Here is a 19663-nt window from a genome sequence, read left to right on the forward strand (position 1 = left end):
ATTATGAGCAAAGCACCTAACAACAACTGGTGGCGCGGCGGCGTCATTTACCAAATTTACCCTCGCTCATTTGCCGACAGCAACGGTGATGGTGTCGGCGATTTACCTGGCATCACACAGCGCTTGGATTACGTGGCCCAACTGGGCGCTGATGCCGTTTGGTTGTCGCCCATTTTCAAAAGTCCCATGAAGGACTTTGGTTATGACGTGAGTGACTATTGCGACGTCGATCCTTTGTTTGGAACGCTGGACGACTTTCGTGCTTTGGTGAATAAAGCACACGACTTAGGCCTGCGCGTGATGATTGACCAAGTGCTGTCGCACACCTCCGATCAACACCCCTGGTTTGCAGAAAGCCGCAGTTCACGCAGCAACCCCAAAGCGGATTGGTATGTATGGGCTGATGCCAAAGACGATGGCAACCCACCGAACAACTGGCTGTCCATTTTTGGTGGCAGTGCCTGGCAATGGGACACACGCCGTCGTCAGTACTACCTGCACAACTTCTTAAGTAGCCAACCCGACTTGAACTATCACAACCCCGAAGTCGTAGAAGCCATTTTGGGCACTGTGAAATTTTGGTTAGAACTGGGGGTCGATGGCTACCGCTTGGACACGGCCAACTATTATTTCCATGACAAAGAATTGCGCAGCAATCCTGGACGGGGACAACCGAAGGGCAACGATCCTGCTGTGAACGACGTCAATCCCTACGGCTGGCAGCATCACAAGTTTGACAAAACCCAGCCCGAAAACATTGGGTTCTTGAAACAACTGCGCGCGCTGCTCGACCAATACCCCAACACCACCATGGTGGGCGAAATTGGTGACGACGATGGCCTGAGTGTCATGGCCGAGTACACCAGTGGTACGGACAAACTGCACATGGCTTACAGCTTTGACTTGCTTGGCCCCGACAGCAGCAGCACGTACTTGCACGATTTGATGACGCGATTTGCCGAAAAGAATGCCACCGGTTGGCCTTCATGGGCTTTGTCGAATCACGATGTGGTGCGTGTGGGTTCACGCTGGGGCGGAGAGACGCCCGACGTTCGCAAACTGCGAGTAGCCGCAGCCTTCCAAATGTGCCTGCGCGGATCCCCCTGCCTGTACCAAGGGGATGAGCTGGGCTTGCCCGAAGCGCAAGTGGCATTTGAAGATTTGCAAGACCCCTACGGCATCACCATGTGGCCAGAATTCAAAGGCCGTGATGGCTGCCGTACGCCCATGCCTTGGGATGGCCAAGCGGCCGACATGGGCTTTGGCAGCGGCACGCAAAAACCTTGGCTGCCTTTGACAGAAGCCTATCGCACATTGGCCGTCTCTGAGCAAGACAAAGACCCCCAGTCTTTGCTGAACTTCTATCGGAGCTTGTTGGCATGGCGCAAAGGCCAAGAAGTGTTGTTACATGGCGATCAAGCCTTGCTTCCTGTGCACCAACAAGTCATGGCCTTTGTTCGTGAACATGAAGGAAAAAAAGTGTTGTGCGCATTTAACTTTAGCGAAAGCGCAGCCACCCTAGACTTGCCTGCGCCCTTCAAGTCTGCATCGATGTTGCCCATCCCAGGTTTGGGCGGTGGCAGTGTGTCGGGCGAGAACATTCATTTAGAGACCTACGGCGCGTTGCTGTTGGCCCTTTGACATCGGAGACCGGCATGTCACGCATTGATTTCCAAAACGTCTGCAAGCGTTACTCACCCGAATTGCCTTTGACGATCAACAACGCCAAGCTCACCATCGAACAAGGTGAGTTTTGTGTGTTTGTGGGTCCATCGGGCTGCGGCAAGTCCACCCTGCTGCGCATGGTGGCAGGCTTGGAGGACATCACGTCAGGTGACTTGCTGATTGAAGGTCAGCGTGTGAACGATTTGCCACCGGCCAAGCGCGGCGTGGCCATGGTGTTCCAAAGCTATGCGCTGTACCCGCACATGACGGTGGGCGAAAACATGGCCTTTGGTCTGCGCGTATTGGGCTCTGACAAAGCCGAGATTGATCGCAAGGTCAAGGCGGCTGCCGACATTTTGCAACTCACACCTTTGCTCGATCGCTTGCCCAAAGCTTTGTCAGGTGGCCAGCGCCAGCGTGTGGCCATTGGCCGCGCCATTGTGAAAGAACCTAAGCTGTTTTTATTTGATGAGCCTTTGTCAAATCTTGACGCGGCACTTCGCGTCCAAACGCGCTTGGAAATTGCCAAACTGCACAAAGACATGAATTCGGCCAGCATGATTTACGTCACGCACGATCAGGTGGAGGCCATGACCTTGGCCAACAAAATTGTGCTGCTGCACACAGGAGCCCTGATTCAAGAGCGCGGCAGTGTGGCCCAAGTGGGCTCGCCCATGGACCTTTACCACCGCCCTGTGAGCTTGTTTGTGGCGGAGTTCATCGGCTCACCCAAAATGAACTTGTTGCACGGCCATTTGGTCGATGCACAAGAAGGCTACGCCACGGTGAAAGTGGGCGAGCAATTGATCAAGGCCGCGGTGGACGCACGACACTTGAAAGCAGGTGAACGCGTGCAACTGGGCATCCGGCCCGAGCACATTCCATTGACCTCCACTAGTGCAGGCAGCAACGTGGCAGGCCACTTGCAACACATTGAGCGCTTGGGCGATTCGTCTTTGCTTTATGTGCAAATGGGCGAAGGCCAAGCCGTGACCACCGTGAAAGTGGAAGGCAGTGCCACCACCAGCGCGGGCACCTCACTCAATTTGTGCATGCTGCCCGACCAACTGCATTTGTTTGACAGCCACGGCATGGCCTGCCAGCGCACCGTGGAATTGCCAAACTGACATGCCTGTCGTTTCAACCGATTGGCGCCAACAGGTCGCCTATCAAATCTATCCACGTTCGTTTGCCGACAGCAATGGCGACGGCATTGGCGACTTGCCCGGCATCACAGCCAAGCTAGACTACCTCGAAGCCTTGGGCGTGGGCATTGTGTGGTTGTCACCGGTGTACGACTCTCCCAACGACGACAACGGCTACGACATCCGCGACTATCGCCGCATCATGAAAGAGTTTGGCACCATGGCCGACTTTGACCAGATGTTGGCAGGCATGAAGGCACGCGGAATTCGCTTGATGATGGACTTGGTGGTGAACCACACCTCCGATGAACACGAGTGGTTCAAGCAGGCTCGCAGTTCACGCGACAACCCGTATCACGACTTTTACATTTGGCAGGACCCTGTGGAAGGGCGCGAGCCTACCAACTGGGAAGCAGCTTTCAATGGTTCCGCATGGACCTTCAATGAGGCCACGGGCGAGTACTACCTGCACATGTTTTCTAAAAAGCAGCCTGACTTGAATTGGGAAAACCCCAAGGTCAGGCAAGAGGTGTACGCGCTAATGCACTTCTGGTTGACAAAAGGTGTGGGCGGCTTTCGCATGGACGTGATCAACATGATCTCAAAACCATGGCAATTGGACCCGACAGGTCAATCTTTGCCGCGATTGCCCGATGCACCGGTTGTTCAAGACGGATTTTTGCAACCGGCATTTGAGATGGTGACGCATGGCCCCCGCTTGATGGACTTTATGCACGAAATGCGGCGTGAAGTTCTGGACCACTACGATTGCATCACTGTTGGTGAATCGCCTTGCGCCACAGTTGAACAAGCACAGGCCATCACGGACGCTGAAACAGGTGCTTTGAACATGGTGTTTCAATTTGAGCACATGGACGTCGACAGCCAACCAGGCAAAGGCAAGTGGGCGCTGAAGCCTTTGCACTTGCCCGATTTGAAAGCCAGTTTGAGCCATTGGCAAACTGCTTTGCATGGCAAAGGTTGGAACAGTTTGTACTGGTGCAATCACGATCAACCCCGAGCCATCTCTCGCTTTGGTGACGATGGCGTGTTTCGCGTTCGCTCCGGCAAAATGCTGGCAACTTGTCTGCACATGATGCAAGGCACACCCTTCATCTACCAAGGTGAAGAACTGGGAATGACCAATGTCAAATGGCACCACATTGACGCCTACCAGGACATTGAAACGCGCAACATGTTTCATGTTGCAGTGACCCAAAAAAGACAAAACCCTGAGCAGGTGATGAAGGCCATTCACGCCAAGGGTCGCGACAATGCCAGAACCCCTATGCAGTGGACCGGTGATGCGCAAGCGGGCTTCACCACAGGACAACCTTGGCTGGCAGTCAACGACAACTTCGCGGAAGTGAATGCCGCACAGGCACTTTCTGACGAAGACTCTTTGTTTCACTACTACCGTCAGTTGATTGCTTTGCGCAAAACATGGCCAGTCCTGATCGACGGTCAATTTGAATTGCTGCTGCCCAAACACACCACTTTGTTTGCTTACACGAGGCAAATGGCGTCTGTGCGATTGTTGGTGCTGTGCAATTTCAGCAGCCAGTTTCAGGGCTTGCCATTGAAGCAGTTACCTGACATTTCAAAAGCTACGCCCTTGATTGGCAATTTGCCGCTTGAAGAATGGCATTTGGCACCCGACACCTTGGCTGCGTGGGAAGCACGCGTTTACGTTTTGTCTTGAGGTCAATTGAGCGCCTGATGACGCATGCGGGCATGCGTCGCCCGTGCATGCGGAATCCAACCGCGTGAGACCCAGCGGTGCCACATCATCAAGCCGCGAATCCACTCATCCGCGGCATACGCAATCCATACGCCCGTCAGGCCCCAGCCCCAATGCACGCCTAGCAACCAACTGCCACCAGCCAACACCACCGCCATTGATCCTGCGCCGGCATAAAACGGATAGCGAGAATCACCTGTGGCGCGCAAGGCAGAGATCACGATCAAGTTAAAAGTACGGCCAGTTTCTAGCAAGATAGACCACCAAAACAAACGCCGTCCCTCTTCCAAAATGAGGGGGTCGCTGGTGAACCAACCGAGCAAACTCGACCCTTGCCATGCCATCATCACAGCCACCACGGTGGTCACTGCAAAACCAATGGTTTGCGCGCGCTTGACCAAGACATGTGCGTCCCGCAAATGTCTAGCGCCAACCAAATGGCCCACCACCGTTTCAACGGCCATGCCAATGGCAGCACCGCTGATCAAGATCCACATGTTGAACTGCAACACATAAGCCTGTGTGGCCAAGGCATGCGTCCCCATGACGCCGACCGCTGCGACACTGACCATGAAAGCCAATTCCCACGACAGATTTTCGGCAGCACCCGGCAAGCCAATGTGCAAGATGTGTTTCATTTGGGTCCAACGAACACGCCAAAAGTCAGACCACGATGGTGCCAAGTTCAAACGCCTTTGCCAAAGCAGCCAATGCAACATCAAACCCACCAAGCGGCTGATGACAAGCGCTACCGCAAAGCCCGGCAAACCCATACCAGGCCAATCTGAGATGAATTTCAACCAAGGTGCACCGTGCATAAGAGGCCAAGCCAGACTGACATGCACCGCATGCATCACCAACATGACCCACAAAGTTTCCCGCGTCCGCAAATGCGCGCGCATGACGCTGGCCATGCAAGCATTCCAAGCATCCAACAGCAAGGCCAATGACAAGGCTTGCAACAGTGGCACTGCCAGCGCCAACACATCAGGCGGCGCATTGAGCAGTTGCAGCAAAGGCGTGGCAAACAACAAGGCCACCACCGCCATGCTGCCCCCCATCCATGTTCCTGCTGCCAATGCAGCACGCGCTACACGATCAGCTTCCGCAAATTGTTTGGCGCCGAGGTTTTGACTGACGACAACGCCGATGCCCGCACCGACCAAGCGAAAGACCATGAACAACAAGCCAAACAAATGGTTGGTCAGTGCAAATGCGCCGCCAGCTGCATCCGAAATATGCGCGGCGAAGCGTGTCCCCAGCATGCCGACGGCAATGCCGATCCCCAATTCGACAAACAAAGGCGCAGCAACCGCACCAAAGCGTAACTTCATGGTTTCAATTCAAGCAAGACACGGTCCATCCACAAGGGCTGCGCGGCTTGGCCACCGCCCATCTCAGACCCGCCACCTTGCGGCGACAACTTGCGATAACCGTTGTCGTAGTCCCATGTGTTCACGCTTAACTGAAGCCCTTTGAGCGAAGTCACATCGGCCAACAAACTGGCTGGCAAATCAAATTGAACCGTGCGAGCGGCAACATCCACTTGAATTTTGGCGCCTTCAGGCAAAGCCATTCCTTCTGCCGTGGCACTGGCACCCTGGGCTGTAAACAAAGCATTGGACCACCCGTGAACACGCAAGCGGTAATGCCAATGCGTGCTCTCGGGCAAGTGGTCTTGCTGCAATGGCATCACGCGCAAGCCGTTGCTGGCATCGGGCTTGCCAATGAAAAAAGTAAAGGCCACGTGGTCAAAGCCATTGGCTGGATTCCAGCTTCGGTTGATCGCCCCCATCTTCACTTTGAGCCGCAAAGATTTTCCAGCGGACCAGACTTCAAGCCTTTCAATGTCAAAAGTACCTGGAACGTAGGTCGGGTCTTGCGGGTAAACATACTGCCCCTGCGGACCCAGATCGTCTCCCACAGGGTCATCGATTGCAGCCATCAATTGCCACTCTTTTTTCATGTAGACCTGCTGCGCATCACTGACCGCCAACACCTCTTTGGTTTGTGCATGGCGCAGCAACAGCACCACACGTTGGGCGGTTTGATCGGGCCAACGCGACGTGTCAACGCGCAGTTGCCATTCCCGAGTTGCGGCGCCCATGGCAGGCTGAATCACCTGTGCATTTTTCAAATCACCATTGACCACCCACACGCATTCCACGTTGGCGGCGGAGGTGATTGGCCATTCACCTGTCAAGTCAAAATCACCCGATACCTGCGTCGGCAAATTGGCAGGCAACTTTAACTTCAAGGCAGTGGGGGCCTCCCGCCTTTCAAGCACAGGCTTTGTGCTGCCTACCCAGATGAAGGTACTGCGGGGTGCCAACGACAAGTTGAACAAACCCGTGGGCGTCAGTGCTGCGCGCAAATCGACATCTTGTGGCATCTTGAATTGTGCGCCTTCAACGCCCCACACACCTGTCAGTGTTCGCGGTCTTTGTGACACTGACAAACCTTGCATCAAGTCCAAGTTGTCCAGCAACACAGGGTGTTCTGCGGTATTGAAAATCACCCAAGCCGATTGCCCGCCATGGTCCATGCGATAGGCCAACACACCCGCACCTGCAGCATCGTCACGCAAGACAGTGGGCACGCCCCGCGAAAAGACACGGTGCTGCTTGCGTACTTGGGCGAGGCTTTTGGTGAAGAGGTAAAGCGGTGCTTGGGTGTCAAAGTGATCTTTGCCACCTGAGCCATAACCTGCGGCAAACATGGCGGCTCGCTGTTCCTTGAATCCTTGCTCAGTGCCGTAATACAAAGTTGGAATGCCGGGCAAGGTCATGATCACGGCCAAACTTTGACGCAAGGCCACCTCATTGCTTCCTTTTAAAAATCGGTCAACATCGTGGTTGTCTAAGAAGCTGGGCATGCGATGAGGGTCGCTGTGCAACTTCATCATCTGGCGAATGCGCTCGCCCAATTCTTGGGTAGGACGTCCTCGCGCCATGACCTCGCCCACACTGCCATAGAGCGGAAAATTCAGCATGCCCTGCATCACAGGTTTGCCTTGATCATCGCGAACGTAGCCTTCAATTTTGCGCATGGCTTTGGTTTCGCCCGCCTTGTCGATGGCAAATCCTTCACCGAAGGTGAAAAAATCTTGGCGACCGGTTTGTTGCCCCACGATGCGCATACCGGGTTGCTTGGGGTCTTTGGCGTATAAAAAATCTTGGACTGCGTCTGGCGGGACAAACACGGCGGTGTCTAGACGAAACGCATCCACACCCACTTGCCGAATCCAATGGCCGTAACTGTCACGCAATGCGCGGCGAACCACTGGATTTTCAGAATTCAAATCGTCCAACCCCGACATCTGGAAATTCAATTCCTGTTGTCGATCGTTGTAATTGTTGACATCCGGCGTCCAGTGATAAATGCCGGCCGCGCGGTGCGCCGGATTGCGCGGATCGTTCATGTGAAAGGGTGCTTGCGTCGGGGCTTTCATGGGCACAGACGTAGGTTTGAGCTCAAACCCTTGCGCAGGGTCTTGGGGGTTCCAGTTTTTGTATCGGAAAAAATCACCCGTGTGATTCAACACAATGTCTTGCACCAGGTACATGCCTTTGCGGTGCAAAGCATCGGACAGTTCTTGGTACTCTTTCAAAGTGCCCACGTGTGGGTCCAAGCGTTTGAAGTCGGAGGCCCAATAACCGTGGTAGCCACCATATTCACCGTTCCACCATTGATTGGCGACGGGCGGCGTGATCCAAACTGCCGTAGCCCCTAAGCCCTGGATGTAGGCAAGTCTTTTTTTCACCCCCGCCAAGTCACCCCCGCTGTAATGCGATTCTTTTTGCGGATTGAACTCCCCCGCGCCTTGGTTGTTGTTGTGAGGATTTGCATCCTCAAACCGATCGGTCATGAGGAAATAAATGATTTGATCTCGCCAATCAGGCGAAGGCACGTGCAGCTTCAAAGCAGGCCCTGCAGCCGCTGAATTCAGAAGCCCAGCCCACAGCGCCACACATGCCGAGAGAGCTGTAGCTTTACTACGAAGGTTGGAAAATAACATGGGCATTTCATCCAGCAGACGGTTCAGAAAACGCCTATTTTGCTTGATTTTTTGAAAATCGCTGCTTGAACTCAGACCCCCAATGCGGTTACAGTTCAGGTACATTTTGAAGTAGTTACATTACAAAAGTGACGCTATTCATGTACCCAATGGCAAGCGCAATACATAGACCCTGACCCATGATCGCTTTCGATTCTCCCCGCCTGATTGCTGACATTGGCGGCTTGTATGCTCGGTTTGCCATCGAGACCAGTTACGGCGAGTTCTCGCAGCAACGGAGCTTGAGATGCGCCGATTTCCCCAGTTTTGAAGCCGCGATGGCGGCTTATTTAGGCAGCCTGAAGTCAGCAGACGTGGTCCATGCGGCGGTGGCCATCGCCAACCCCGTGGATGGTGATCTGGTTCGCATGACCAACTACCACTGGCAATTTTCCATCGAAGAAACACGGGCTCACTTAGGGCTGGAAACCTTGGTGGTGGTGAACGACTTCACAGCCCTGGCGATGGCCTTGCCTCGCTTGACTTCTGCGGACTTTCGACAAGTAGGCCCTGGCCAAGCCGTCAAAAACAGTGTGATTGGTTTGATCGGGTCGGGCTCTGGCTTGGGTGTCTCTGGCCTGATTCCTGCGGGTGACGGCTGGACCTCACTCGGCTCTGAGGGCGGCCACACCAGTTTTGCACCAGCAGATGCCCGAGAAGCAGCGGTTTTGCAGTTTGCATGGCAACAGTTTCAACACGTTTCATTTGAACGTTTGTTATCGGGGCCGGGCTTGGAATTAACTTACCTCGCCTTAGCCCAATTGAATCAGCAAACTGTCAAAGCCTTGTCTGCACCCGATATAACGCGGCTGGCTTTGGAAGACAAAGACCCGCTCTGTGCAGAAACCCTGGAGGTGTTTTGCAACATGCTGGGCACGGCCGCCAGCAACCTGGCAGTGACTTTGGGGGCAACTGGGGGCATCTACATTGGGGGCAGCATCGTGCCGCGCCTGGGTGCGTTTTTTGACCGTTCTGGGTTCAGAAAACGTTTTGAAGAAAAGGGCCGGTTCACCAATTACCTGGCCCACATTCCCACCTTCGTCATCACAGCGCCCGAGGCCACATTCATGGGCGCCTCGGCCATTTTGGACGCCCAATTGCGAGCTTTGCTCAATTCACCCGGTTCGGCCATCCTGACTCAGATCCGCCGTTCCAGAGCCGAGCTTTCACCCGCCGAACAGCGCGTGGCTGATTTGGTTTTGTCCAAACCAAGGTCCGTTTTAAGCGACCCGATTCACGACATTGCTGTGGCCGCACAGGTGAGCCAACCCACCGTGATTCGCTTTTGCAGATCCGTTGGGTGCAAGGGACTGTCCGACTTTAAATTGCGTTTGGCTTCTGGATTGAGCATGTCGGTGCCCATCACGCATTCTCAAGTGACACACGACGACTCCATGCTGGAATTGGGTGCCAAGGTGCTGGGCAACACGGCCAATGCCATCTTGCAACTGCGCAATGAATTGCAACGTGAATCGATTGACCGCGCCATTGAGTTGGTAGCGGCCGCCGACCGGGTTGAATTGTTTGCCGTCGGCAACTACGCTGCGGTGGCCCAAGATGCACAAACCAAGTTTCTGCGACTGGGCTTGCCTTGCGGTGCGCACACCGACCCCCATTTGCAAGACTTAACAGCGTCCACCATCCAGCCAGGGACCGTTGCACTGATCATCAGCAGCGGCGGCAAATTGCCAGAGCTGATGGCTTTGCAGGAGAAAATTCAACAACGGGGTGCCAGTTTGATAGCCATTACGGCCAATCAATCACCCTTAGCCCGCAAAGCCGACGTGGCCCTGGTGGCCGAGCACAACGAACACGCTGCCACCCACCTGCCCATGGTCAGCCGAGTTTTGCACCTGCTGTTGATCGACATTTTGATTGTGGGCCTTGAAATGCGGCATTTGGCCGCGCCTTCAAAACCCTACATTTCGCACAGCCAATGAAAGGGTGGATAAGATCAACATCAAGGGATAACCCTTATGTAATTTTTCTACCGATTACTTGCTTAAGGCTGTAACTTAATTACAATTCCGACCCATCCAGATTGAAACCTGAAGATTTGGGGGCACTGGAAATCTCAACCCCCTACCGACCTGAAAAGGAGTACTTGCTACATGATCGATTACGCCAGCCGGCAGAGAACACCCCGCAAACACATTGTGGGTTTGACGGTTGTGGTGGTGTTACACGGGCTGCTGTTTTGGGCCATCAACTCCGGACTTGCGCGCAAGTTTGTGAAGGTGATCAAAGGACCGGTTGAGGCCGTTCTTTTGGAGGAGACCAAACCGGACATTCCGCCGCCCCCGCCCCCTCCACCTCCTAAGAATTTGCCGCCCCCACCGCCCGCTTACGTTCCCCCCGTGGAAGTGGCCGTGGCTGCACCAACACCTGTGAACGCCATTGCTGCGGTGTCCAATACGCCCCAGCCCGTCGCACCCCCATCGCCCATGCCCGTTGTGGCTGCAGCGCCAGTGGTAACAGCCGCGGTGATCAGCGCATCTAGCTGCGAAAAGCCTGAGTACCCCAGCGCCTCCAAGCGCTTGGAAGAAGAGGGCACGGTGACGCTGAAGTTCTTGGTGGGCGCAGATGGCAAGGTGATCGAGTCTGCCGTTGAAAAGTCCTCAGGCTTTAGGCGCCTGGACGAAGCCGCACGTGCGGGCTTGTCCAAGTGCCAATTCAAGCCTGGCACAGTGGACGGCAAGCCGCAGCAAACCTGGGCCAGCATGAAGTACACCTGGCGCTTGGAATAAGCCCATCACCATCCAACACATTTGTTGAACATTTTTTAAATTTAATTGAATACGTTTCAGAGGAGTCTTTCCATGATCAAGCAACTCAAAACTCTCGTCCTGGCCATCGGTTTGGTGGCAGGCCTTGGCCTGGCCAGCGCCAGTTTTGCAGCCAAGCCCAAGGAGGCTGCACCTGCTGCTCCCGCTGCTGCGGCCCCAGCGCCCGAAGCAGCTGCACCTGCTGCTGCCCCCGCACCTGCAGCGCCTGCTGAAGCAACGGCCGCACCCGCTGCTGGCGCGCACGACGAAAACCCCTATGGCTTGGGCGCTTTGTGGGCCCAAGGCGACATCGTGGCCAAAGGCACATTGCTCATCTTGGTGCTGATGTCCATGGGTTCTTGGTATGTGATCATCACCAAGTTCTTTGAGCAATCAAAGGCCGCTAAGTTTGCAACACAAGCCAAAGACAACTTCTGGACTGCTTCTTCTTTGCGTCAAGGCGCTGACGGCTTGGCCGAAGACAGCCCTTTCCGCTTCATTGCAGAGAAGGGTTTGGAGAGCGCCAACAAGCACACCGGATTACTCGGTGCCGTTGACTTCAACACATGGACCACCCAAAGCATTCAGCGCGCCATTGGCAACGTTCAAAGCCGCATGCAAGACGGCTTGGCTGTGCTCGCCACAGTGGGCTCTACTTCACCCTTCGTCGGTTTGTTCGGCACGGTTTGGGGTATCTACAACGCACTCGTGAAAATCGGCATGTCCGGTCAAGCGTCCATCGACAAAGTGGCCGGCCCCGTGGGCGAGTCTTTGATCATGACGGCCATCGGTTTGGCTGTGGCCGTGCCTGCAGTGCTGGGTTACAACTGGCTGGTTCGCCGCAACAAGGCTGTGATGGAAGACGTGAACGCATTTGGTTCTGACTTGCACTCTGTGTTGCTGGCTTCTAGCAACAAGTAATTCAAGCTTGCTCATCATTCAAACCTCAATTTACTGAGAGGCCAATCATGGCAATGAACGTAGGCTCAGAAGGCGATGACGAGATCATGAGCCAGATCAACACCACGCCCTTGGTGGACGTGATGTTGGTTTTGCTGATCATCTTCTTGATCACGATTCCGGTGGTGACAACGTCCATCAAGGTGGACTTGCCCAAAGAGAAAAACATGGTGCGGGAGACCAAGCCAGAAAACGTGATCATCTCTGTGGATGTGAAGGGCAAGATCTTCTTGTACGACACACCCATTAAAAATTCAGACGACTTGCTCCAGCGCATGAAGAAATTTGCGGTCATGAAACCCCAACCTGAAGTTCAGATCCGGGGCGATGCCAAGAGTGACTTTGAGTCGGTGGGCCGAGTGATGTATGCGGTGCAGCGCGCCGGCATCACCAAGGTCGGGTTCATCACTGAGCCACAATAAAGGAACAAGATCATGGGAATGAACGTCGGTTCAGGATCTGGCAGCGACGAGCCAGAAGTCATGATGGAGATCAACACCACGCCATTGATTGACGTGATGTTGGTGCTGTTGATCATGTTGATCATCACCATCCCTGCACAGTTGCACTCTGTGAATTTGGACATGCCGGTGTCCACACCGCCCACCAAAAAAGTGGAACCTGTGGTGATCAAGATTGATGTGGACGCCAACAGCGTGATCAATTGGAACGGTCGCCCCGTAGCTGGCCGCGCCGATTTGGAAGCGAAGTTGACAGAAGCCTCTGGTCTTCAGCCACAACCTGAGTTGCACATTCGCTCACACGCCAAGGCCAAGTACGAATCTGTGGCATTGGTGATGGCCAGTGCACAGCGATTGGGCTTGAACAAACTGGGCATCGTGGGATCCGAGCAGTTTGTGAATTGAGCTTTTGAAGATTTGATTTGTGACTGATACGTTTCCGCGTTTATTGGGAGATGTGGGCGGTACCAACGCCCGATTTGGATGGCAAGCCAGCGCGCACACCGGCATCGAACATGTTTTGGTCTTGCCGTGTGCGGCCTACGACACCCTGGAAGCCGCCATCCGCACGTACCTTGAATTAAAAAACTTGCCCATGCCACGCGTCGGCGCCTTGGGCATTGCCAATCCCATCACCGGCGATGTGATTCGCATGACCAATCACCATTGGTCTTTCTCAATTTCTGACATGCAGCGCAGTTTGGGCTTGGCACAACTGAAAGTCATCAATGACTTCACCGCTTTGGCCTTGGCACTGCCCTCCATTCCGCCTGAAAACTTGGTGCAAGTGGGTGGCACGGTGGCGCAAGCCTTCGCTCCCAAGGCGCTGATTGGTGCGGGAACAGGTTTGGGCGTTTCAGGCTTGCTACCCACCGATGCCAATGACCACTGGGTGGCCATTGCGGGGGAAGGCGGCCATGTCACCTTGGCCGCTCAAAACGACACCGAGTACCGCGTGATTGAACTCATTCGCCAGCGCTATGGACATGTGTCTGCCGAGCGCGTGCTGTCGGGTCAAGGTTTGGTGGACTTGTATTTGGCGATGCGGCAGCTTCAAGGACACCCGCCCACGGAAGTGACCAGTGCTGCCGACATTACCCATTTGGCCTTGAAAAACAAAGATCCATTGGCCTTGCAGAGTCTCCAAATGTTTGCAGGTTTTTTAGGGTCCGTCTCGGGTGATTTGGCACTCACCTTGGGTGCCTTGGGTGGCGTATATTTAGGCGGCGGCGTTGTACCGCGGTGGCTGGGCTGGTTTGAGTCTTCTGTATTTAGAGAACGTTTTGAAGCCAAGGGCCGATTTCGCGAGTACCTCAAAGACATTCCGGTTTACGTGATCAATGCAGCCGAATCCCCTGCTTTATTTGGTGCTTCCAGATCTTTGAACTGAGTAGGCACCATGCGCTACGCCCACTCGCTCATTGCATTTTTTACATCTGTTCTCACGCTTCTGGCAAGTGCACTGGTACCCTTAGGTGGCCATGCTCAGCAAAGTGCTCAGGCGTTACCGCAAACTGAAACAGGCCGCATCGAGAGATTGGCCCACTTCCCGTCCCAGTATGTGGATGCGCGACATGTGGATGTTTGGTTGCCTGACAATTTTGAGTCGCTGAAAGCTGCAGGGCAGCGTTTCAATGTGATTTACATGCACGATGGGCAGATGCTTTTCGATGCAAAAATGACTTGGAACCAACAAGCTTGGCAGGTAGACAAAACCATCACACGGCTGATGCAGTCTGGGCAAATTGGCCCCACCTTGGTCGTGGGCGTTTGGAACAATGGCAAGTACCGGCACAGCGAGTATTTTCCTCAAAAGTTTTTGCAACATCTCCTGCCTGGTCCACGCCAATTGCAGTTGGAAGCTAATTTACAAAACAAACCACAAGCGGATGCGTATCTGCGCTTTTTGGTGGAAGAACTCAAGCCCGTCATTGACCGTCAATACCCTACCTTGGTAGGGCCAGACCATACAGTGGTGATGGGCTCAAGCATGGGCGGCCTCATTTCTGTTTATGCCTTGAACGAATACCCGCACGTTTTTGGCGGTGCTGCAGGGCTATCAACACATTGGATCGGTCGCTATGAAGCCAATTCACACATTCCACTGGCGGCCTATGTATACCTGCGCGATCACTTGGCACCACCTCAAGGCCACAAAATTTACCAAGATCACGGCACCACAGAGTTGGACGCGCTTTATGCGCCCTATCAAAACTTTGTCAATCAAATCATTCGGGACAAAGGCTATGTAGAGCAAGGCGCACAGACTAATTTCATGACGCGGGTTTTCGACGGCACTGGCCACAATGAAAATGCATGGGCCGCGCGACTTGAAATACCTGTGTTATTTTTATTGGGCAAATGACCACGGCAAGCAGCAGCTGAACCTGCGCCCATCCAACGCCGCCCCCTTTCGACTGCATTCCATGAACACCACTGAGATTTATCTAATCGCCATGGGCATCGTGTTTACAGTGCCCTACTTGATTTGGCGCTTGGGTCGTACCGAACAGGTCGCGCCTTTGGTTGTCGTCCAAATCATCACGGGCATTCTGTTGGGACCAGGCGTGTTGGGGAATTTGTTTCCAGCGTATTACCAATTTGTCTTCAACCCTTCTGTGGTTCAGTCCTTGAACGGCGTGGCCTGGTGGGCGGTGATGCTGTTTGTTTTCCTAGCGGGCATTGAACTCGACTTGAGCCAAGCGTGGGCCGCAAAAAAAGAGAGCGCACTGACTGCAGGCTTGGCTTTGTTGGTGCCTTTGATTTTTGGCGCAGTTGCAGCGAGTTTCATCAACTCGGGACAGATGGGTGCAGGGTGGACAGGGCCCTTGGCCAAAGACTGGCAGTTCACCACGGGCGTGGCCATGTCTTGCGCAGTGACTGCCTTGCCCATTCTCATTTTGCTGATGGAAAAACTTGAAATTTTGAGGCAACCCCTGGGCCAGAGAATTTTGCGTTATGCAAGCTTGGATGACATTGCCATTTGGGGCGTGCTGGCACTGATTCTGATGGACTGGGAGCGCATGGGCAAACAGGTCTTTTTCTTGCTGGCCTTTGGCGTGTTGAGCTGGGTTCTGCGTCGCTTGATGAAAGCCATACCTGCAGCAGATCGATGGTACGTGGCCTTGATTTGGCTCATTGTGTGTGCTTTGGGCGCCGATTGGTCGGGCCTGCATTTCATGGTAGGGGCATTTTTGGCAGGGGTGGTGATTGATGCCAAATGGTTTGATCAAGCACAAATGGACCTGCTGCGAAAGCATGTCTTGTTGGTCATGATGCCCGTGTTCTTTTTAAGCACGGGGCTGAAGACCAACTGGGCCATCGGCGGCACCTTGGTTTTTGTTGCGGCAGCTTTGTTGCTGCTGGCTTCTGTCGCTGGTAAGTTGCTAGGGGTTCGATTGGCTGGCCGTATTTTGGGTTGGCCCGCTGGCGAGGCGTCTGTGATTGGATGGTTGCTTCAAACCAAAGCCTTGATCATGATTATTTTTGCCAACATCTTGCTCGACAAACAAATCATTTCTTCCGCCACCTTCACAGCGCTGCTGCTGATGGCCGTTGCAAGTACGATGCTCACCACCCCCGTGGTGAGCCCGAAGCTAATGCGAATGAAGAATCAGTCGGCGTAAACACCTGCTGCTTTGATGATGGGGCTCCATTTTGCAATTTCAGCCGCCACGAATTTCTTGTGCTCTGCAGGTTCTACGCGTTTGTCGGTGACAACCACAGCACCCAAGCCTTCTTGCTTCTTGATGAACTCAGGATCTTTCAAAGCCACTTTGAGCGCCGCATTGATCTTGGCGAGAACATCGGGCGGTGTGCCTTTGGGCGCATACAAACCGTGCCAAATGGTGACTTCAAAACCTTTGAGACCTGCTTCTTGCATGGTGGGCAAATCTTTCAGTGCAGGCGTGGTCAGGTGCTTGCTGGTGGTCACCGCATAGGCTTTGACTTTTTTGCCTTCGATTTGGCTGGTGGTGTTGGTGGTTTGATCGCACATCAAATCAATTTGGCCACCCATCAAATCGGTCATGGCAGGCGCGGTGCCTTTGTAAGGCACTGTGGTCATGTCGACTTGAACGGCATTTTGATACAGCAAACCGCACAGGTGTGAGGCTGAGCCTACACCCGCATTGCCCAAATTGATTTTGCCTTTGTTGGCGGTTACCCAAGCGCTCAACTCTTTGAAGTTGTTGGCGGGCAAGCTGGGCTTGCCAATCAGCGTCATGGGCACGTCATTGACCATGCCAACGTATTCGAAGTCGCTGTCAACTTTGAAGGGAATGTTGCGAACCAATGTGGGCATGGTGGCCATGCCGATGTGGTGCAAGAGCAAGGTGTGACCATCGGGGGCTGCTTTGGCAACTTTGTTAGCGCCAATGGAACCACCGGCACCGGCAGCGTTGTCGACCAACAGCACAGCGCCGCCCAAAGGCGCGCGCATGGCTTCTGCCAAATCGCGGGCGACGCGATCGGTTGGACCGCCTGCAGCAAATGGCACCACGAAGGTGATGGGCTTAGAGCCCGGGAAATTTTGAGCGTGTGCCACCAGCGACAAAGCTGCGGCTGCAATTACCAGGATGCGTTTCATCTAAAACTCCTTATCTAGAACCTTTAGTGTAGTGTGCCATAGCAGCCCCCTTACCCCGCGGAAACACTAACTCCTGTAACAGAAAAGGGCTTCATTCTTGACAAATGAAGCCCTTTTGCGTCAGATCAAGGTCATCGCCAGCCTGGCCAGCCACCACGCGATAGCAGCTTACTGATAACTGCGCGCATCCTCAATGACTTTGCCGTCATTGGCCAAGGTCCCTGGGGCCACCAACAGGACGTCACTGCGCAACTTGGTGATGTCGCGAATGGCTTCTGCAATTTGCGCTTTGAGTTCGGCCTCGCCTTGGCCAGCCGCCTGGGTTTCGACATGCAAGGCCATGCTGTCATTGGCCATTTCGCCTTGCACCACCAAACGGGCCTTCAAGGCAGCCGGAAAGCGCTTGACCACTTCGGCCACTTGACCAGGGTGCACAAACATACCGCGCACCTTGGTGGTTTGATCTGCACGTCCCATCCATCCCTTGATGCGCTGGTTGGTACGGCCGGTAGGGCAAGGGCCACTCAAGATGGCCGACAAATCGCCGGTGCCAAAACGAATCAAAGGATAGTCGGGGTTCAAGCTGGTGATGACCAGTTCGCCCACTTCACCTTCAGGCACAGGATCGCCGGTACCGGGGCGCACAATTTCAACAATCACACCCTCATCGACGATCAAACCTTGTCGGGCGCTGGTTTCGTAGGCAATCAAGCCCACGTCGGCGGTGGCGTAGCACTGATAGGCATTGACGCCGCGCTCGGTCATCCAGTCACGCAAGCTCGGTGGAAAGGCTTCTCCAGACACCAAGGCCTTTTTCACAGAAGGCAAGGCCACGCCCATTTCCGCCGCTTTTTCGATGATGATTTTCAAGAAGCTAGGCGTACCGATGTAGCCCGCAGGCTGCAACTCGGCCATGGCTTGGACTTGCTGTTCGGTTTGACCAATGCCGCCGGGAAACACGGTACAGCCCAAAGCATGTGCACCCGACTCCATCATGGATCCTGCTGGCGTGAAGTGGTAGCTGAAACAGTTGTGAATCAGTTCACCCGATTTGAAACCGGCTGCCGCAATGGCGCGGGCCATGCGCCAGTAATCGGCGCGCGCACCTTCTGGCTCGTAAATCGGGCCAGGGCTAGAGAACACGCGAGGCATGTTCTTGCCATAAGCAATGGCACTGAACCCACCGAACACACTGTGGCCTGCAGCACGTGAGGCTTTTTGTCTTTCCAACAGTTCGTATTTGCGAACTACTGGCAACGCGGCCAAAGCTGCGCGTGAGGTGATGTCTGATGCGTTGATGGCTTTGAGGGCATCTGCAAAGGCAGGTGCATTCTTTTGAGCATGCGCGATTTGGGTCGGCAACGCTGCCAACAAAGCCGCTTCGCGTTCTGCAGGCGCGCGCGTTTCCAATGCATCCAGGTGCGTATTCATAAAATTCCTTTGAATGTTTGGAAAATTAAGCCAGCCAGCGCTTGCGACGTTTGTAGCTCTTCACATCTTTGAAGCTCTTGCGCTCGCCACCGCCCATGCCCAGGTAAAATTCTTTCACGTCTTCATTCGTGGCCAAATCTTTTGCCGCACCATCCATCACAATGCGGCCGCTTTCCATGATGTAGCCGTAGTCTGAGTACTTCAAAGCCATGTTGGTGTTTTGCTCAGCCAACAAGAAGGTCACTTTTTCTTTGGTGTTCAGGTCGCGCACGATGTTGAAAACTTCTTCCACAATTTGTGGTGCCAAGCCCATGGAGGGTTCGTCGAGCAACACCATGCTGGGGTTGGTCATGATGGCGCGGCCAATAGCACACATTTGCTGCTCGCCTCCCGAGGTGTATGCCGCTTGAGAGGTGCGGCGCGTTTTGAGTCGAGGGAAATAGTTGTAGACTTTTTCTAAGTTGGCTGCAATTTCGCCCTTGTCTTTGCGCGTGTAAGAGCCTGTGAGCAAGTTCTCTTCAATGGTCAAGTGGGCAAAGCAATGACGGCCTTCCATCACTTGGACCACACCGCGTTGCACCAAATCTGCGGGTGACAAGTTTTCGATGCGCTCGCCGCGCAGTTCAATCGAGCCCTTGGTGACCGCACCACGCTCGCCTTGCAACAAGTTGGACACTGCACGCAGCGTGGTTGTTTTGCCTGCGCCATTACCACCTAGCAAAGCCACGATGCTGCCTTCTGGCACTTGCAATGACACGCCCTTTAAAACCAAGATGACGTGGTTGTAAATGACTTCAATGCCGTTGACGTTGAGAACAATATTTTTAGCGTCCATGATGACCCTGCTCAA

At 54.2% G+C, this 19663-nt stretch carries 16 protein-coding genes; 11 read left to right on the top strand and 5 right to left on the bottom strand.

Translation table 11 applies throughout. The annotated features are described in order from the left end of the window. The first annotated feature begins 3 nt into the window (after window positions 1-3). The 3 genes from L103DPR2_RS00400 to L103DPR2_RS00410 are packed head-to-tail and all read left to right on the top strand — an operon-like array spanning window position 4 to window position 4512. Entirely contained in the window at window positions 4-1641 is a 1638-nt protein-coding gene (locus L103DPR2_RS00400; RefSeq protein WP_055359242.1) for an alpha-glucosidase family protein, read from the top strand. 14 nt (window positions 1642-1655) lie between these two features. After that, window positions 1656-2792 (top strand): ABC transporter ATP-binding protein, encoded by a 1137-nt coding sequence (locus tag L103DPR2_RS00405; protein WP_055359243.1) that lies wholly within the window; start codon window positions 1656-1658, stop codon window positions 2790-2792. 1 nt (window position 2793) lies between these two features. Continuing rightward, window positions 2794-4512: a glycoside hydrolase family 13 protein gene (locus L103DPR2_RS00410; RefSeq protein ID WP_055359244.1), complete on the top strand. Its 1719-nt coding sequence runs from the start codon at window positions 2794-2796 to the stop codon at window positions 4510-4512. A gap of 2 nt (window positions 4513-4514) precedes the next feature. Here L103DPR2_RS00410 and L103DPR2_RS00415 read toward each other — a convergent pair whose 3' ends face one another. After that, the gene (locus L103DPR2_RS00415) at window positions 4515-5885 is read right to left on the bottom strand and encodes an MATE family efflux transporter (protein WP_055359245.1); all 1371 of its coding nucleotides are present in this window, start codon (window positions 5883-5885) and stop codon (window positions 4515-4517) included. Beyond that, a complete protein-coding gene (locus L103DPR2_RS00420; RefSeq protein ID WP_231717655.1) occupies window positions 5882-8461 on the bottom strand; it encodes an alpha-amylase family glycosyl hydrolase in 2580 nt (859 codons plus the stop codon). Before L103DPR2_RS00420 ends, L103DPR2_RS00415 begins: the two co-directional genes overlap by 4 nt. 287 nt (window positions 8462-8748) lie before the next feature. On the opposite strand from L103DPR2_RS00420, the gene L103DPR2_RS00425 reads away from it, so the two are divergent. From L103DPR2_RS00425 to L103DPR2_RS00460, 8 genes are all read left to right on the top strand, one after another. Next, the gene (locus tag L103DPR2_RS00425) at window positions 8749-10548 is read left to right on the top strand and encodes a glucokinase (RefSeq protein WP_055359247.1); all 1800 of its coding nucleotides are present in this window, start codon (window positions 8749-8751) and stop codon (window positions 10546-10548) included. 171 nt (window positions 10549-10719) lie between these two features. Beyond that, a complete protein-coding gene (locus tag L103DPR2_RS00430; protein ID WP_055359248.1) occupies window positions 10720-11355 on the top strand; it encodes an energy transducer TonB in 636 nt (211 codons plus the stop codon). A gap of 72 nt (window positions 11356-11427) precedes the next feature. Then, a complete protein-coding gene (locus L103DPR2_RS00435; protein WP_055359249.1) occupies window positions 11428-12294 on the top strand; it encodes a MotA/TolQ/ExbB proton channel family protein in 867 nt (288 codons plus the stop codon). 47 nt (window positions 12295-12341) lie between these two features. Further along, window positions 12342-12755, top strand: a complete 414-nt coding sequence (locus L103DPR2_RS00440) for an ExbD/TolR family protein (RefSeq protein ID WP_055359250.1) — start codon at window positions 12342-12344, stop codon at window positions 12753-12755. 12 nt (window positions 12756-12767) lie between these two features. Then, window positions 12768-13199: an ExbD/TolR family protein gene (locus L103DPR2_RS00445; RefSeq protein ID WP_055359251.1), complete on the top strand. Its 432-nt coding sequence runs from the start codon at window positions 12768-12770 to the stop codon at window positions 13197-13199. A 19-nt stretch (window positions 13200-13218) separates the two neighbouring features. Further along, complete coding sequence (locus L103DPR2_RS00450; protein WP_055359252.1) at window positions 13219-14184, top strand: glucokinase; 966 nt, start codon at window positions 13219-13221, stop codon at window positions 14182-14184. A gap of 9 nt (window positions 14185-14193) precedes the next feature. Next, window positions 14194-15159: an alpha/beta hydrolase gene (locus L103DPR2_RS00455; RefSeq protein WP_082466663.1), complete on the top strand. Its 966-nt coding sequence runs from the start codon at window positions 14194-14196 to the stop codon at window positions 15157-15159. 61 nt (window positions 15160-15220) lie between these two features. Continuing rightward, a complete protein-coding gene (locus L103DPR2_RS00460; protein WP_055361747.1) occupies window positions 15221-16420 on the top strand; it encodes a cation:proton antiporter in 1200 nt (399 codons plus the stop codon). On the opposite strand, the gene L103DPR2_RS00465 is transcribed toward L103DPR2_RS00460, so the two are convergent. The 3 genes from L103DPR2_RS00465 to L103DPR2_RS00475 all read right to left on the bottom strand — a co-directional run bounded on the left by L103DPR2_RS00465 (window position 16408) and on the right by L103DPR2_RS00475 (window position 19648). Continuing rightward, complete coding sequence (locus L103DPR2_RS00465) at window positions 16408-17382, bottom strand: tripartite tricarboxylate transporter substrate-binding protein (protein WP_055359253.1); 975 nt, start codon at window positions 17380-17382, stop codon at window positions 16408-16410. The genes L103DPR2_RS00460 and L103DPR2_RS00465 overlap by 13 nt on opposite strands. A 168-nt stretch (window positions 17383-17550) precedes the next feature. Then, complete coding sequence (locus L103DPR2_RS00470; protein ID WP_055359254.1) at window positions 17551-18813, bottom strand: phenylacetate--CoA ligase family protein; 1263 nt, start codon at window positions 18811-18813, stop codon at window positions 17551-17553. 25 nt (window positions 18814-18838) lie between these two features. Continuing rightward, window positions 18839-19648: an ABC transporter ATP-binding protein gene (locus tag L103DPR2_RS00475; protein WP_055359255.1), complete on the bottom strand. Its 810-nt coding sequence runs from the start codon at window positions 19646-19648 to the stop codon at window positions 18839-18841. Window positions 19649-19663 lie beyond the last annotated feature (15 nt).

The sequence above is a fragment of the Limnohabitans sp. 103DPR2 genome (assembly GCF_001412575.1).
Lineage (GTDB): Bacteria > Pseudomonadota > Gammaproteobacteria > Burkholderiales > Burkholderiaceae_C > Limnohabitans_A.